The organism is Pseudarthrobacter sp. PvP004 (genome assembly GCF_017876035.1).
GTDB classification, from domain to species: Bacteria; Actinomycetota; Actinomycetes; order Actinomycetales; family Micrococcaceae; genus Arthrobacter; species Arthrobacter aurescens_A.
Genome location: NZ_JAGINL010000001.1, coordinates 2,064,442 through 2,079,075, shown reverse-complemented (window position 1 = coordinate 2,079,075; position 14,634 = coordinate 2,064,442). Strand labels below are relative to the sequence as shown.

Below are 14,634 nucleotides of genomic sequence, written 5' to 3'. Positions count from 1 at the left end.
GCTTCCCTGCGGTCATACGGTGAAACATGGGCTTGGTCACGTGACGGTTTTGCGAGTGTCCGATGCCGGTATTCTTGCTGGGGACCTCAAACCGAAGGAACGGACCACCGTGGTAAAGATCGAACAACTGGCTGCCCGCACGCCGGCAGTCTCTGTGGAGGAACTCCTCAAGGGTTTCTACCCGTCTCCGCGATTCGGGGAGGTATCGTTCGACAGCTACCGGCCGGATCCGTCCCAGCCGAGCCAGGCAAATGCCGTGAAGCTGCTTTCCGGATTCGCCGATGGCGTGGGCAACGGCGACGGTGGCGGCCTCTTTAAGAAATTGTTCGCCAAGAAGGCCCCGGCCACCAGGGCAGGAATCTACCTCGACGGTGGTTTTGGTGTGGGTAAGACCCACCTTCTGGCTTCTCTCTGGCACAGGTCACCGGGGCCCAAGGCTTTCGGCACGTTTGTGGAATACACCAACCTCGTGGGAGCGCTGTCCTTCCGTAAGACGGTTGAAGCCCTGAGCAGCTACAAGCTGGTATGCATCGACGAATTCGAGCTCGATGATCCGGGCGACACCGTGCTCATGTCCCGGTTAATGCGTGAACTGGCCGACGCCGGTGTGAAGTTGGCAGCAACGTCCAACACCCTTCCCGGTTCACTGGGTGAAGGGCGCTTCGCCGCAGTGGACTTCCAGCGCGAAATACAGGTTCTCGCGGACCAGTTCGACGTCGTCAGGATCGACGGCGAGGACTTCCGTCACCGTGGGCTGCCGGCGGCTCCCGCGCCGCTCAAGACCGAAGAGCTCAAGCACAGGATGCGTGCTGAGTTCGATGGAAAGACCGTTGCTGTGGATGATTTCGGCACCCTCGTCAACCATCTGGCCGCCGTCCACCCCAGCCGTTACCGGCAGCTCATCTCTGGCGTGGAAGCCGTGGTGTGGAGCGACGTGGAAACCATCACCGAGCAGGCAGTTGCCCTCCGTTTTGTGGTTCTCGCGGACCGGCTCTACGACAAGGACGTGCCGATCCTGGCCAGTGGCGTACCCTTCGACAAGCTGTTCACCGAGGAGATGATGACGGGCGGCTACACCAAGAAGTACTTCCGCGCTGTGTCCAGGCTGACGGCTTTGGCACGCGAAGCCCAAAACCACGAGCCGGCGTGATTCATGGTTTTGGCCTGATTCACGCTTTCTGAACCGGCTCGCGGCTCTTCAGCATCCAGCGAACCAGGATGCCGCCTGCCAGCGCCCAAAAGGCAGCGCCGACGCCGGCGAAGCTCAGTCCTGATGCTGCCAGCAGGAAAGTGATACAGGCCGGGATGCGTTCCTCCGCCACAGCCAGAGCCGACGAGATGGATGACGCCAGAGTCCCGAGGAGAGCGAGGCCGGCTACCGCCTCAAGGAGCCCCGGCGGTGCTGCGGCCACCAAGGTGACCAACGCGGCAGAGCCTGCGGCCAGCACCAGGTAGGCAAAGCCGGAGACGAAAGCTGCGATCCAGCGTCGCCCGTGGTCTTTGCCTGCTTCCTCGCCCGCTGCCAGGGCTGCGCTGAGTGCGGCCAAATTGATGGCGTGGCCTCCAAATGGTGCGCCGGCGATGGTGCCGGCTCCGGTCACAAGCATGGACGACCGCCACGGGGTGGTGTACCCGAACGACTTGAGCACGGCGACGCCGGGGATGTTCTGTGAAGCCATCGTGACGATGAACAAGGGCAAGGCCAGTCCTATTGCGGCCTCCACCGTAAACGCAGGAGTAGTCCACTCCAAGCGGGGCAGGAGGCCGTCAGCGGGGATCTGGACTCCGTTCCACACGATGTGGACGCCGATAACCACCAAGGCGACCAGCAGCGACGCCGGAACAGACCAGCGCGGTGCGAATTTCATCAGGACTACCCAGCACAGCATCACTGGTGCGATGAACAGGGGAGCCGACCCCAACGATGTGAAGGGTGCAAGGCACAGGGGGAGCAGCACGCCGGCGAGCATTGCCTGTGCCAGTGCTGTGGGGATCTTCGCCATGAGCCGGCCGAGGACGGGGAGCAGTCCCGTCAGGACGATCAGTACCCCCACGATGAGGAACGCACCCACCGCCGCCGGCCAGCCGCCGTCGACCATTCCCGCGGAGGCGAGCAGCGCCGCGCCGGGCGTGGACCACGCCAGTGTCACGGGCATTCGGGACCGCCAGGCCAGCCACAGGATACCCAGGCCAAAGGTGAGGGTGAGCGCCAACAGGCCGCTGGATGCTTGTGCCTGATTGGCGCCTACAGCCTGTAATCCTGCCAGGACCACAGCAAATGACGAGGTGAAACCCACAAGGGCGGTGACAATACCTGCCGTGATGGGCGGGCCCAGCGTCTCCTTGGTGGCGCGGCTGTGGGTGGCTTGCGGGGAGACAGAAGGCATAGGGTCCAAATTACCTGACCCACGGGTAGAGAACTTGTGGCGGCAAAGTTCAGTTAAACGCCAAGGGCACCGGTGGCGCCTCTCGGCGGGACCGGTGCCCCCTTGACGTATCTGGTACGGCGGCTCAGGCAGCTACGGCTGCTTCGGCTCATCCGTGACGGGAGCCTGTCCAGGCTGACCGTCGTTCTTGGCCACGAAGTCGGAAGCGGCATTCTGAACTTTGTCGACGTGACCGGCGTACTTGCCGCCCGTCTTCTGATCCACAAAATCCCCGGCCTTTTCGATGCCATTCTTGATGGCTTCTTCGTTGCCTTGAATGAGACCCTGAGCCTTGCCCTTCAGGTCGTCAATTAAACCCACGGGCACCTCCCTTCCATCGCGGAGCCAGTTCGCTCCTCCGCGTCCGACCCTAACACCAGTTCTCTGGAGTGCCAAGGGTTCAGCGGAGGCCTGTGGACAACTACGCCAACGGCTTACTTTCCACCTTGTGGCGCGGGCTGTCCGGGTTCATGAGGGAGTGCCTGCGCCCGTAAGCGAAGTAGATGATCAAGCCGATGACCAACCATGCCCCGAACCGCACCCACGTTTCCCAGTGGAGCTGGAACATGAGGAACGCCGATGCCAGGACACCGAACGCGGGGACAACCGGCATGAACGGCAAGCGGAACGTGCGCGGAGCGTTGGGTTTGGTGTAGCGGAAGACGATCACGGAAATGCAGACGACCACGAAGGCAGCCAGGATACCGATGTTGGTGAGGTCGGCAACTTCCTTGATGGGGAAGACGCCGGCGAGGAACGCCGAGGCAACACCCGCGATCCACGTGACGCGCTGCGGAGTGCCGTGGCGGTCAGTCTTGGCAAACCAGCCGGGGAGCAGGCCGTCGCGGCTCATGGAGAACCACACGCGGGTCACACCCAGAAGGAAGGTGAGCATCACGGTGAGGATGGACAGGACCGCGAACACCGAAATGATGGTGGCGATGACAGGCAGGCCGACGCCGGTGAACGCCGAAGCGAAGCCGGCCGTGGGATCGATGTCCTTGTAGTTCTGCATGCCGGTGAGTACGAGTGTGGCGGCAACGTACAGCAGCATGGCCACGATCAGGGAAAGGATGATGGCCTTGGGCATGTGCTTCTTGCCGTCCTTAGCCTCTTCCGCGGCGGTGCTCATGGCGTCATAGCCGAAGACGGCGAAGAAGACGGTAGCGGCACCAGCCAGGACCGGGCCGAAGCCACTGGGCATGAACGGGTTGTAGTTCTCGGTGTTGATGTAGAAAATGCCCAGGCCGATGATGAACAGGATCAGGATGACCTTGATGGCAACCGCCACCAGTTCAAACCGGCCAAACGCCTTGGTGCCGCGGCTCAGGATCCAGGTGACCAGGAGACAGACAAGGATGGCGGGAAGGTTGATGATGCCGCCCTTGCCTTCATCTGCGGTGGACGTCATCCACGTGGGCATATGGATTCCGATGCCGGAAAGGAAAGCATCGAAGTAACCGGAGATGCCGATGGCCACCACAGCCACGATGGCGATGTACTCAAGCAGTAGATCCCAGCCGATGAACCAGCCGATGATCTCTCCCAAGGCAACGTAGCCGTAGGTGTAGGCCGAGCCGGCGCGGGGGATCATCCCGGCAAATTCGGCGTAGGACAATGCTGCTGCGCCGGACGCGAGACCGGCGATCAGGAACGAGAAGAGCACGGCAGGGCCGACGCCCGGGTTGCTCTCGCTGCCATGGGCTACCAGCCCGGCCAGCGAAAAGATGCCGACGCCGATAATGCCGCCGACGCCGATGGCCGTCAGCTGCCAGAGGCCAAGACTCTTAAAAAGCCCGCTGTGTTTGTTTTCTTCTTCGATATCGTCGATGGGCTTGCGCCTCAGGACGGACTGGGAAGCCGTCTGTTGGTTCATGGGGGTACTCCTGCCGGTGGGCGTGGAACGGTGATGAGCTCGCAGTACATTATGCGAGCCGAATCACATTAGATAAAGCGACTTCTTCTGAGGGGTATCGGTTACTTCCATTAATCAATTGGATATTCGCCGAATCCGGGCATAAAAAAAGCAGCTCCGGGGAGCTGCCTTTTTTATCGTGGAGCGGACGACGAGATTCGAACTCGCGACATCCACCTTGGCAAGGTGGTGCTCTACCAGCTGAGCTACGTCCGCACTTGCTGTTTGCCGGGCTGATGCCTGGCCAACAACTACAAAACAAGTTGCCTTGTTCTGGTGGGCGATACTGGGATCGAACCAGTGACCTCTTCCGTGTCAGGGAAGCGCGCTACCGCTGCGCCAATCGCCCGTTACCGGGTCCTTCATAAGGAGAGCGGACGACGAGATTCGAACTCGCGACATCCACCTTGGCAAGGTGGTGCTCTACCAGCTGAGCTACGTCCGCACATGCTGCTTGCCGGGCTGATGCCCGGCCTTCAACAACAAACAAGTTGCCTTGTTCTGGTGGGCGATACTGGGATCGAACCAGTGACCTCTTCCGTGTCAGGGAAGCGCGCTACCGCTGCGCCAATCGCCCATGCATCCAGCCAAAGCTGGAAGACATGGTTTTCACCGAGGTGGGTACGGGATTCGAACCCGTGTATACGGCTTTGCAGGCCGCTGCCTCGCCTCTCGGCCAACCCACCGTGTAAGCAGGATTCCGGGGAATTCTTGCCTTGACAGTGCCTTGCGAGCGGACGACGAGATTCGAACTCGCGACATCCACCTTGGCAAGGTGGTGCTCTACCAGCTGAGCTACGTCCGCAATGTCTTTACCGGCGGGCAGCCCTGCAGGCATTCCGTCGCTTTCCGACGAGTAAAAACTCTATAGGAGGTTGCTGCAAACTCCAAATCGGTTGCCGTCTTTTGATCGCTGTGGCGGCTGGATCCTTGTGTTTGCGCGGATTTGCTTGAATTTCACGGCTGTAATTTCACTGGTGTAGTTCGAGGGCAGCCTGGACATCAGGATCCGTTTTGCATTCCGGCGATGGTCCGTTAGTGTTTTCTATGCACCCGGGCGATTGGCGCAGTGGTAGCGCGCTTCGTTCACACCGAAGAGGTCACTGGTTCGAACCCAGTATCGCCCACTACCGGGAACCCCGTTTGGACTGATTGATTCGGTCCAGGCGGGGTTTTTTCTTGTTTTCTGCGTCACGATTCACGTGGACGCGACACCCATCAGCATGCGCGAACAAGAAGAGCCGGAAGTGCCCCCAGCCGTCACGGAAACCGCCACCCTCATGGGGGATCTCGCAGTGACCGCGCCGATCCTCGCCGGCAAGCTGGCCAGGTTGCCTCCAGAGCAGTTCGCGTTGATCTTCCCGCAGATGAATTCTGTCGGCCCTCTATGACACAGTCTTTATATGACTGCTCCACTGCTTGCCCACGCTACTGACTACGGCCGGATGTACGCCCGCTCCACCACTGAGCAATTTTCTGTGCCGTCCATCACCACGGTGATCGGACAACAGGCGCATGCCTTGGATGGTTGGTTCAGTTACATGGGGGCGAGCAGCCTCGCTGCGGATCCTGATCTGCCCTCGATCCTTGGAAGCCCGGCGAAAGTCCGTCAGGCAATCAACAAAGCCTCCAAAGCCGCTGAGGTTTACCGGGACGCGGCGGCCGCACGCGGAGATCGCGTCCACACTTACTGCGAACAGGTAGCTTTGCGGGCCATGGGGCGCCCACATCGAATGCAGGAATGCAGGGAGGACCTCGCTGCAAACGGTGAACAAGCCTTCGCCGCCCGTTTTGATGAATGGTGGGAGCTCTACAGGGTGGAGCCCTTGGCACCGGAGATTACTGTCTGGAATAAGACAGTGGGTTATGCCGGGACCTTGGACCTCGTGGCCCGGATCAACGGGCGCATTTGCCTGATTGACTACAAAACCAAGGGCACTACCCGGGACGGCACGGTCAAAGCCCTGGACGACAAAGTGGTCATGCAGCTTGCTGCCGGGATGAAAGCCGAGGAAAGCCTGGTGGACCCTGTTGCAGGTGAATGGGAGCCGTGGAAGTACGGAGACAGTCCCATGTTGCTTGCAGTAGCCATCGGTGAGACTGAAGTCCGGCCTCAGCGGGCTAATCCGGACATCCTCAAGCACCATTGGTGGAAGTTCTGCGCCCTCCGGCGGGTGTGGGAGATGTCAGCGGACGTTGTTTCGGCCGGGCAACCACTGCTGCCTGTTGCTCCTCCGGTCTTCGCGTCAGCCGGTGCGGCACCGGCAGCCGCCATGACCTCAACTAAACTGGCTTAGGCTCCGCAACAGCCGGAACCTGGTTTGACGATCGTGAGGACTGACAGCAGATGGCAATTTTGAGTATCCGAATCATCGGGGATCCGGTGCTGCGCACCGTAGCTGACCCCGTCACCGATTTCGGTCCGGAGCTCGCCAAGCTGGTTGCCGACATGACGGAAACCATGGAAGACGTTGAAGGCGCCGGGCTCGCCGCGCCGCAGGTGGGTGTCAGCCAGCGTGTGTTTACCTACCGCATTGGGGGCGTGGAAGGCCACATCATCAACCCGGTCCTGGAAAACAGCGAGGACTACCAGCCGGATGAAGTAGAGGGTTGCCTTTCCATTCCCGGATTGGGATTCCCCGTGCGCCGCTACAGGGCCACGCGGGCAACCGGCGTGGATCTGAACGGCAATCCGGTTTCGGTGGAGGCTGAAGGCATGCTCGCCCGCTGTTTCCAACACGAGACAGATCACCTTGACGGCGTCCTGTACACGGACCGGTTGGAAGGCGATGACCGTAAGGCAGCCCTCCGTGCCATCCGAAACGCCAATTACCACGCCATCACGGAACAAACCACCTCCCAGCGAGCCAATTCCGTAGGCTCCAGCTTCGGCGGCGGCAGCTTCGGGGCTCCCGAGTGAAGGTACTTTTCGCCGGGACGCCGGCTGTGGCTGTGCCGTCCTTGGATGCGCTGGTAAAGGCCGGCTTTGACGTCGTGGCGGTCCTCACCCGGCCGGATGCACCAGTGGGCCGCAAGCGCGTCCTGACTCCTTCACCTGTGGCTGCACGCGCGATGGAACTCGGTATTGACGTCATACGCGCGGCAAGGGTGGACGCCGATACTACGGCGGGAATCGCGAAGTATGCGCCAGACGTCGCCGCCATTGTTGCCTACGGTGGCATAGTTCCCAAAGATGCCCTGGGAGTCCCCACGCACGGATGGGTCAATCTGCACTTCTCACTTCTCCCGGCATGGCGAGGCGCTGCCCCCGTGCAGCGTTCCATCATCGCGGGCGACGACGTCACCGGGGCAGCTACCTTCCAACTTGAAGAAGGCCTCGATACCGGGCCTGTCTTCGGGACACTGACCGAAACAGTTCGTCCTGAAGATACAGCGGGTGATCTGCTCGAGCGCCTGTCCATCAGTGGCGCGGTGCTGCTGAGCCAGACCCTTTCCGCCATTGATGCCGGGCAGGCTGCTCCGCAGCCGCAGATCGGGGAGGTCTCCCACGCCCCCAAGCTGACCCTCGACGACGGTCGTCTGGACTGGCAGCAGCCGGCCCTTGCATTGAACCGCCGGGCGCGTGGAGTTACCCCTGAACCCGGAGCATGGACCACCTTGGACGGCCAAAGAGTCAAGCTTGAACCTGTAGCTCTCCGGCCCGAGGTCAAGGATCTTCCGCCGGGAAGCATCAGGGTGGATGGCAAGTCGGTTCTGGTAGGCACCGGTTCCCATGCAGTGGAGCTTGGCCGGGTCCAACCGGCCGGTAAGAAAATGATGTCGCCGGCCGATTGGGCCCGCGGTTTGGCAACACCCGAGAGAGTGGTATTCGAATGAGCGAGTCCGGCCGGCGAGGCCCCAACAACAGCGGGAGCCGGGACGGCGGCGGACAAAACAACCGTGGAGCCCGCGGCGAGAGCAAACGCAACGCTCAAGGCCGCGAGCGAAACAGGGGGCCGCAGAGGGGCTTCACCAATAATGCCCCGTCGCAGCGTACGCGCCGCGCTGACCCGGCGCGACTGGTTGCTTTCGAAGTGCTTCGTGCGGTTGCTTCCGAGGATGCTTACGCGAACCTTGTGTTACCCGCACGCATCCGGGAGCATCGCTTGGACCGCCGGGATGCCGGCTTCGCCACTGAGCTGAGCTACGGTGCTTTGCGCGGGCAGGGTACCTACGATGCCATCCTGGCCCGTTGTGTGGACCGCCCCCTGGAGCAACTGGATCCTGCCATCCTGGATGCGCTGCGAATCGGCGCCCACCAGCTGCTCTCCATGCGCGTTCCTGCCCACGCCGCGCTGGATCAGACCGTCGGCCTGGCACGCGCCGTCATCGGAGCCGGCCCATCGGCCCTGATCAACGCGGTGCTTCGCAAAGTCACTGCCCACAGCATGGGCGAGTGGTTGGAGGTCCTGCTGGATGACGAATCCGACGAGACCAAAATCGCTGCCCTGCGCCACGCTCACCCGGAATGGATTGTCCGTGCACTCCGCCAATCCCTGGTGAACCACGGTCGCCCAAAAACCGAGATTGACGCCCTCCTTGAAGCCGACAACGCTGCCCCGGTGGTTAACTTGGTGGCCTTGCCCGGCCTGGGGGACCTCGACGAAGCTTTCGATCATGGCGCCACTGCCGGTGAGTTGGTGGAAGATTCGGCTCTCTCCGCCGGCGGGGACCTTGGCCGTTTTGAATCGGTGCGGCGCGGCACAACGCGTGTACAGGACGTCGGATCACAACTTGTAGCGCGTGCTTTGGCCGGAGTCGAGTTGGGGGAGTCTCCTGCCCAAGGTGAACGCTGGCTGGACTTGTGCGCGGGTCCCGGTGGCAAGGCTGCGCTCCTGGCTGCCCTGGCCTATCGCGACGGCGCGACCCTCCTGGCCAACGAGCCTGCACCGCACCGGGCCAAACTCGTTCAGCAAGCACTTTCGGCTGTCCCCAGCGAGGCCTGGACGGTGCGGACCGGCGATGGTCGCGAAGTGGGTGCGGAGCAGCCCGAAACCTTTGACCGTGTCCTCGTTGATGTGCCCTGCAGTGGACTTGGGGCCTTGCGGCGGCGGCCCGAATCGCGGTGGCGCCGTTCTCCCAAAGACATTGGGGACCTGGGTCCATTGCAGCGTGACTTGTTGAAGTCAGCGCTTGACGCCGTAAAGCCCGGTGGAGTGGTGGCATACGTGACGTGTTCGCCGCATCCGGCCGAAACAACTGCTGTGGTCACTGACGTGCTGGCCAAGCGTGAGGACCTTGAACTCCTCGACGCCGGACAGGCGCTCGACGATGTCAGCCTTACCGGCAGCCTCGGCGCTGGACACGAGCTCACTGCCCAGCTGTGGCCGCACGTTCATCAGACGGATGCCATGTTCATGGCGATTATCCGCAAGAAGCCGTAGCCACCCACACGACTCTCACCGAACTTCCGACCATCACCGAACTGAAGGGGCTGCCTTGTCTCAGTGCTGTATCAACCCGAGCATTTTGTCTGCAGATTTCGTCAACCTTGAGGCGGAACTGCAACGGATCAGTAATGCGGATGCCGTCCATGTGGACGTCATGGACAACCACTTTGTGCCCAACCTGACGCTTGGCTTGCCGGTAGTTCAGAGAATTCAAGCTGTTAGCCCGGTGCCGTTGGACGCGCATTTGATGATCTCCGACGCCGACCGCTGGGCGCCTGCCTACGCCGATGCCGGCGTCGCTTCGGTGACGTTCCATGCCGAGGCCGCCATGGCGCCGGTCAAGCTTGCCCGCGAATTACGTGCCCGGGGATCCAAGGCAGGCATGGCCTTGCGCCCGGCCACACCCGTGGAGCCCTACTTGGACATGCTCAGCGAGCTGGACATGCTGTTGATCATGACGGTGGAGCCCGGCTTCGGGGGACAGTCGTTCCTGGACATCACGTTGCCCAAGATCCGGCGGGCGCGCGCGGCAATCGAAGGTTCGGGCATCGGCGTCGCCATCCAGGTTGACGGCGGCATCACCGAGGAGACCATCGTCCGCGCTGCAGAAGCGGGTGCAAACGTGTTCGTTGCGGGCTCGGCAGTATATGGACACGCGGACCCTGCAGAAGCCATCGACCGCCTCCGCGCGGCGGGTCAGGCTGCGGCCGCAACGAAAGCCTGACGACCGTCACCACATGTTACGAAGATTGCCCGGGAATAGCCCGGACATCTTTGTAGTTGTGGCAGAATAACAACACACATACGTGCTCCGGGGTCGGTGTAAGTCCGAACCGGCGGTTATAGTCCGCGACCCGCGAGCCATTGGATTCCAAGAAATTGGCGATCGATGGCGGACGGTTGAACTGGTGAAATTCCGGTACCGACAGTTAAAGTCTGGATGGGAGAAGCACGTACAGTCATGCCTTGGGCGTTCCTTTTGCGACGCCCGGCATTGCGCTGTCGTACACCCCCGGAGTCATCGCGGCTTACTGGGAAGGAACGGCATGGACTTACTGCGATGGCTCTTCGAAGCACAGATCCCCGTTGGAGGATCTGCTCTTGTCTTACGCGAAGTGCTTGGAAACATCTTTGGGCTCCTCAGCGCCCTCGGCGGCATGCGCCGAAAAGTCTGGGCTTGGCCGATCGGCATCGTCGGTAACATCCTCCTGCTCACGGTCTTCCTGGGCAACGTCTTTGGTGCAGCCGCCCCCGCCACGTTGTGGGGACAGGCCGCCCGTCAGATCATGTTCATCGCCGTCGCCATTTATGGCTGGTACCGGTGGCAGCAGGGCCGGCAATCAAGCACCCCGGGGCGTGCAATCGTCCCCGGTTGGGCCAGCAATAAGGTGCGCATCGCGCTGATTGGTGCGATGGTGGCGGGCACGGCGGCACTGATGCCCTTGTTTGACGCCCTCGGCTCGTACCCGCCCGTTTGGGCCGACGCTTGGACCTTCATGGGATCCCTGCTGGCAACCTACGGCATGGCACGTGGATGGACTGAGTTCTGGCTGATCTGGGTGGCCGTTGACATCGTTGGTGTGCCGCTGCTGTTCAGCGCGGGATACTACGCCAGCGCGGTCATGTACCTGTTCTACGGCTTCTTCACCCTCACCGGCTTCTTTGTGTGGTGGCGGGCGGAAAATCGCGAACGGGCCGGCCGCGGTACCAGCCCGGCAGTCGTTGCCGCATCCGTGGGAGCTGTCCAGTGAGCTTCGTCGACACCTCTTATACCGCTGCGGAAAGTGAAGCCATGGACGCCGCGCTGACGGCGGCCCTGGCCGGTCCCCGCGGAGCAAACCCGTTGGTGGGGGCGGTAATCCTCAGTCCTGACGGCGAGCAACTGGCAACTGGCTATCACCTGGGTGCCGGCACTGCCCATGCCGAAGCTGACGCAATTTCCGAAGCCCGAAAGAAGGGCATCGACATCGTGGGAACCACTATGGTGGTGACCCTGGAGCCGTGCAACCACGTGGGTCGCACCGGCCCCTGCGCCCAGGCCATCATTGCCGCGGGAATCGCGAAGGTGATTTACGCCGTCGACGATCCCCATGACCCTGCCGCGGGCGGCGCACGGACGCTCAGCGCCGCCGGTGTGGAGGTCATTTCCGGACTGGAAGGCGAGAAGGCGCTGGACCTGAACCGCGACTGGTTCGACGCCGTTGCGGCCAAGCGTCCGTTCGTCACCTTGCACATCGCCCAGACGCTGGACAGTCGCATCGCTGCCGTGGACGGTACCAGCCAGTGGATCTCCTGTCCGGAGTCGCTCGCCGACAACCACGGTCTCAGGGGACTCATCGACGCGATACTGGTAGGCACGGGAACCGTGCTGGTCGATGACCCGCGGCTCACGGCCCGAACGCCGGATGGGGAACTTTCAGCTCACCAGCCGATACGTGCCGTCATGGGCCTGCGGGACGTCCCCCAAGATGCTGCAGTCCGCGGAAATGACGGGCGTTTCGTCCACCTGCCCACACGGGATCCGGCAGAAGCTCTGGGCATGCTGTTCGAAAAGGGCGTCCGGCACCTCATGGTGGAAGGTGGCTCGTCCATTCTGAGCACGTTCCTGGCGGCAGACCTGGTGGACGAACTGATCGTCTACCTCGCTCCGACGCTGCTGGGATCCGGAACTCCGGCACTGAACGACCTCGGTATCACCACTCTGGCCGACGCACAGCATTGGTCGTGGGATGAAGCCGGCGGCGGCGCTGTCCGCATCCTCGGCAATGACCTTCGGCTCCACCTGCGGTCCCCAAGGGGTGCCGCGAGCACTATCAAGAATTCGATTCCGGGCAGTGAAGCCGCGGAATATGTCACGGGAGGAAACTGATGTTTACGGGAATCGTTGCTGAGCAAGGCACTGTGCTGAGCATTGAGCATGAAGGAGATGCCAGCGCAACATTGCGGCTGAAAGCGCCTACCACGGCGGAGGGCTTGCCCTTGGGCGGCTCCATTGCTGTCAACGGGGTATGCCTGACCGCGACGCAGATCGACGGCCAGGATTTCAGCGTGGACGTCATGGGGGAGACCCTGGTCCGGACGACCATCGGCGAGCTGACGCCAGGAGATGCCGTGAACCTGGAACGCTGCGTTCCGGCCGGCGGACGCTTGGACGGCCATGTGGTGCAGGGCCATGTTGACGGTGTTGGAGAGTTGCTGGAACGCGAGCCGCTGGGCAACTGGGACCGTCTGCGTTTTGGCGTGCCGGCCCCGCTGGCGCGGTACATCGCCGAAAAGGGTTCGATCGCCGTCGACGGTGTATCACTGACCGTGACCGCCGTCAGTCCTGCCGCCGAAACGGCACCATGGTTTGAAGTGGGACTGATCCCCACCACGCTGGAAGAAACAGGCCTGGGTGCCAAGGCGGTGGGAGGCCGCGTGAATCTCGAAGTGGATGTGCTGGCCAAGTACACAGAACGCCTGCTGTCCTTCGCACCCCAGCAGGGGGGTGCGCGATGAGCGCTCCTGCCAAGACAACACCAACGGGGGAGCGCCGTACGGGGCTCGATCCTGTTGAATCGGCTATCGCGGCGATGGCGGCGGGCCAAGCCGTGATCGTGGTGGACAACGAAGACCGCGAGAACGAAGGCGACATTATCTTTGCCGCCGAACACGCCACTCCGGCCCTCATGGGCTGGACCATCCGGTATTCATCCGGCGTCATCTGTGTTCCCTTGGATGGAGCACGTGCGGACGCCCTCATCCTTCCACCCATGGTGGAGATCAACGAGGACGCAAAGGGAACCGCCTACACCGTTTCCTGCGACGCCGCGATCGGTGTCAGCACCGGAATTTCAGCCACTGACCGGGCCTTGACGGCACGGATTCTGGCTGATCCAAGCAGCACTCCGGCATCCATCACCCGCCCCGGGCATATTTTCCCGTTGCGGGCAGTTAACGGGGGAGTGCGTGAACGTCCGGGTCACACGGAAGCTGCCGTGGACCTGTGTCGTCTTGCCGGGCTTGCTCCGGTGGGTGTGATCGCAGAGTTGGTACATGACGACGGTGAAATGATGCGCCTGGACAGCCTGCGCGACTTCGCCGCTGAACATGGATGCCCCCTCATCTCCATCGAGGACCTGGTGTCATATGTTGAGGCGGTAGAGTCCCAGACGGCACGTGTTTCACAGGAGGACGAGGAGAAGCGATGACCGCATCGACCACACACAACAGCGACCACACCGGCCCCGCGCCGCACCCTGTGACCGGCGGGCCGATCGTGCAATTGCCTACGGCCTTTGGTGATTTCGTTGCACAGGCCTGGACGGACCACGAGACAGGCCACGAGCACCTTGCCGTGAGTTCCCCCAACCCGCCCAAAGGTGGCCGTGCGCCCCTGGTGCGGCTGCATTCGGAGTGCCTGACCGGTGACGTGTTCGGTTCCTACCGCTGCGACTGCGGAGAGCAACTGGCCTATGCCCTGGAGCTTATCCACGCTGAGGGCGGAACCCTGCTGTACCTGCGCGGCCAAGAGGGCCGCGGCATCGGGCTGGCCAACAAGATCAAGGCCTACGCGCTGCAGGAAGCCGGCTTTGACACGGTGGAAGCCAACGAGCAACTGGGGCTGCCGGTTGATGCGCGCTCATACGCCGCGGCCGGACAGATCCTGGCGGAGATGGGCCTGCACGAGGTCAGGCTGCTAAGCAACAACCCGGACAAGCAGCACCGCCTGGACAAGGCCGGGGTGACTGTTGTTGAGATGGTGCCCACCGAGGTTCCGTCGCGTGAACAGAACCTTCGCTACCTGCAGACCAAGAAGGACCGGATGGACCACCGGCTGACGCTCGATGTCGAGCCGGTCAGCAATGGCAAGACACCTTCAACGCACTCCTTTGACAACAACCAAGACTGAACGGATTCCAGC

Annotated in this window: 15 protein-coding genes, 7 tRNA genes and 1 riboswitch; of the genes, 13 read left to right on the top strand and 9 right to left on the bottom strand. The window is 62.1% G+C overall.

Annotated elements, in window-relative coordinates:
• Positions 1 to 109: 109 nt before the first annotated feature.
• Positions 110 to 1,150, top strand: a complete 1,041-nt coding sequence (gene zapE / locus J3A64_RS09375) for a cell division protein ZapE (RefSeq protein ID WP_043471131.1) — start codon at positions 110 to 112, stop codon at positions 1,148 to 1,150.
• 19 nt (positions 1,151 to 1,169) lie between these two features.
• Here zapE and J3A64_RS09370 read toward each other — a convergent pair whose 3' ends face one another.
• From J3A64_RS09370 to J3A64_RS09330, 9 genes are all read right to left on the bottom strand, one after another.
• Complete coding sequence (locus tag J3A64_RS09370; RefSeq protein ID WP_210064188.1) at positions 1,170 to 2,387, bottom strand: benzoate/H(+) symporter BenE family transporter; 1,218 nt, start codon at positions 2,385 to 2,387, stop codon at positions 1,170 to 1,172.
• A gap of 132 nt (positions 2,388 to 2,519) precedes the next feature.
• Complete coding sequence (locus J3A64_RS09365) at positions 2,520 to 2,753, bottom strand: antitoxin (protein ID WP_014921420.1); 234 nt, start codon at positions 2,751 to 2,753, stop codon at positions 2,520 to 2,522.
• Positions 2,754 to 2,847: 94 nt separating this feature from the next.
• Positions 2,848 to 4,302: an amino acid permease gene (locus J3A64_RS09360; RefSeq protein WP_014921421.1), complete on the bottom strand. Its 1,455-nt coding sequence runs from the start codon at positions 4,300 to 4,302 to the stop codon at positions 2,848 to 2,850.
• Positions 4,303 to 4,481: 179 nt separating this feature from the next.
• A tRNA-Gly gene (locus tag J3A64_RS09355) sits at positions 4,482 to 4,557 on the bottom strand.
• A 58-nt stretch (positions 4,558 to 4,615) separates the two neighbouring features.
• Positions 4,616 to 4,690: transfer RNA gene (locus tag J3A64_RS09350), tRNA-Val, on the bottom strand.
• A gap of 23 nt (positions 4,691 to 4,713) precedes the next feature.
• Positions 4,714 to 4,786: transfer RNA gene (locus tag J3A64_RS09345), tRNA-Gly, on the bottom strand.
• A gap of 57 nt (positions 4,787 to 4,843) precedes the next feature.
• Positions 4,844 to 4,918: transfer RNA gene (locus tag J3A64_RS09340), tRNA-Val, on the bottom strand.
• Positions 4,919 to 4,956: 38 nt separating this feature from the next.
• Positions 4,957 to 5,027: transfer RNA gene (locus tag J3A64_RS09335), tRNA-Cys, on the bottom strand.
• A 46-nt stretch (positions 5,028 to 5,073) separates the two neighbouring features.
• Positions 5,074 to 5,146, bottom strand: a tRNA-Gly gene (locus J3A64_RS09330).
• Positions 5,147 to 5,396: 250 nt separating this feature from the next.
• Here J3A64_RS09330 and J3A64_RS09325 point away from each other — a divergent pair.
• The 12 genes from J3A64_RS09325 to ribA all read left to right on the top strand — a co-directional run bounded on the left by J3A64_RS09325 (position 5,397) and on the right by ribA (position 14,622).
• A tRNA-Val gene (locus tag J3A64_RS09325) sits at positions 5,397 to 5,468 on the top strand.
• A gap of 96 nt (positions 5,469 to 5,564) precedes the next feature.
• The gene (locus J3A64_RS09320; protein WP_159101462.1) at positions 5,565 to 5,732 is read left to right on the top strand and encodes a hypothetical protein; all 168 of its coding nucleotides are present in this window, start codon (positions 5,565 to 5,567) and stop codon (positions 5,730 to 5,732) included.
• A 12-nt stretch (positions 5,733 to 5,744) separates the two neighbouring features.
• Positions 5,745 to 6,638 carry a cytochrome gene (locus J3A64_RS09315; RefSeq protein ID WP_210064187.1) on the top strand — a complete coding sequence of 298 codons (894 nt, stop codon included), beginning with the start codon at positions 5,745 to 5,747 and terminating at the stop codon, positions 6,636 to 6,638.
• Positions 6,639 to 6,688: 50 nt separating this feature from the next.
• Positions 6,689 to 7,261 carry a peptide deformylase gene (gene def / locus J3A64_RS09310; RefSeq protein ID WP_011774517.1) on the top strand — a complete coding sequence of 191 codons (573 nt, stop codon included), beginning with the start codon at positions 6,689 to 6,691 and terminating at the stop codon, positions 7,259 to 7,261.
• Positions 7,258 to 8,178: a methionyl-tRNA formyltransferase gene (gene fmt / locus J3A64_RS09305; RefSeq protein WP_210064186.1), complete on the top strand. Its 921-nt coding sequence runs from the start codon at positions 7,258 to 7,260 to the stop codon at positions 8,176 to 8,178. The genes def and fmt overlap by 4 nt, the downstream gene beginning before the upstream one ends.
• The gene (locus J3A64_RS09300; protein ID WP_210064185.1) at positions 8,175 to 9,725 is read left to right on the top strand and encodes an RsmB/NOP family class I SAM-dependent RNA methyltransferase; all 1,551 of its coding nucleotides are present in this window, start codon (positions 8,175 to 8,177) and stop codon (positions 9,723 to 9,725) included. Before fmt ends, J3A64_RS09300 begins: the two co-directional genes overlap by 4 nt.
• Positions 9,726 to 9,780: 55 nt before the next feature.
• Entirely contained in the window at positions 9,781 to 10,455 is a 675-nt protein-coding gene (gene rpe / locus J3A64_RS09295) for a ribulose-phosphate 3-epimerase (RefSeq protein ID WP_011774520.1), read from the top strand.
• A 78-nt stretch (positions 10,456 to 10,533) separates the two neighbouring features.
• A riboswitch (FMN riboswitch) is annotated at positions 10,534 to 10,688 on the top strand.
• An 89-nt stretch (positions 10,689 to 10,777) separates the two neighbouring features.
• On the top strand, positions 10,778 to 11,482 hold the full coding sequence (gene pnuC, locus J3A64_RS09290; RefSeq protein ID WP_210064184.1) for a nicotinamide riboside transporter PnuC: 705 nt from the start codon (positions 10,778 to 10,780) through the stop codon (positions 11,480 to 11,482).
• Entirely contained in the window at positions 11,479 to 12,600 is a 1,122-nt protein-coding gene (gene ribD, locus J3A64_RS09285; protein ID WP_307807183.1) for a bifunctional diaminohydroxyphosphoribosylaminopyrimidine deaminase/5-amino-6-(5-phosphoribosylamino)uracil reductase RibD, read from the top strand. The genes pnuC and ribD overlap by 4 nt, the downstream gene beginning before the upstream one ends.
• A complete protein-coding gene (locus tag J3A64_RS09280) occupies positions 12,600 to 13,229 on the top strand; it encodes a riboflavin synthase (protein WP_011774523.1) in 630 nt (209 codons plus the stop codon). Before ribD ends, J3A64_RS09280 begins: the two co-directional genes overlap by 1 nt.
• Positions 13,226 to 13,921: a 3,4-dihydroxy-2-butanone-4-phosphate synthase gene (ribB, locus tag J3A64_RS09275; RefSeq protein WP_014921427.1), complete on the top strand. Its 696-nt coding sequence runs from the start codon at positions 13,226 to 13,228 to the stop codon at positions 13,919 to 13,921. Before J3A64_RS09280 ends, ribB begins: the two co-directional genes overlap by 4 nt.
• Positions 13,918 to 14,622, top strand: a complete 705-nt coding sequence (gene ribA / locus J3A64_RS09270; RefSeq protein WP_014921428.1) for a GTP cyclohydrolase II — start codon at positions 13,918 to 13,920, stop codon at positions 14,620 to 14,622. Before ribB ends, ribA begins: the two co-directional genes overlap by 4 nt.
• Positions 14,623 to 14,634 lie beyond the last annotated feature (12 nt).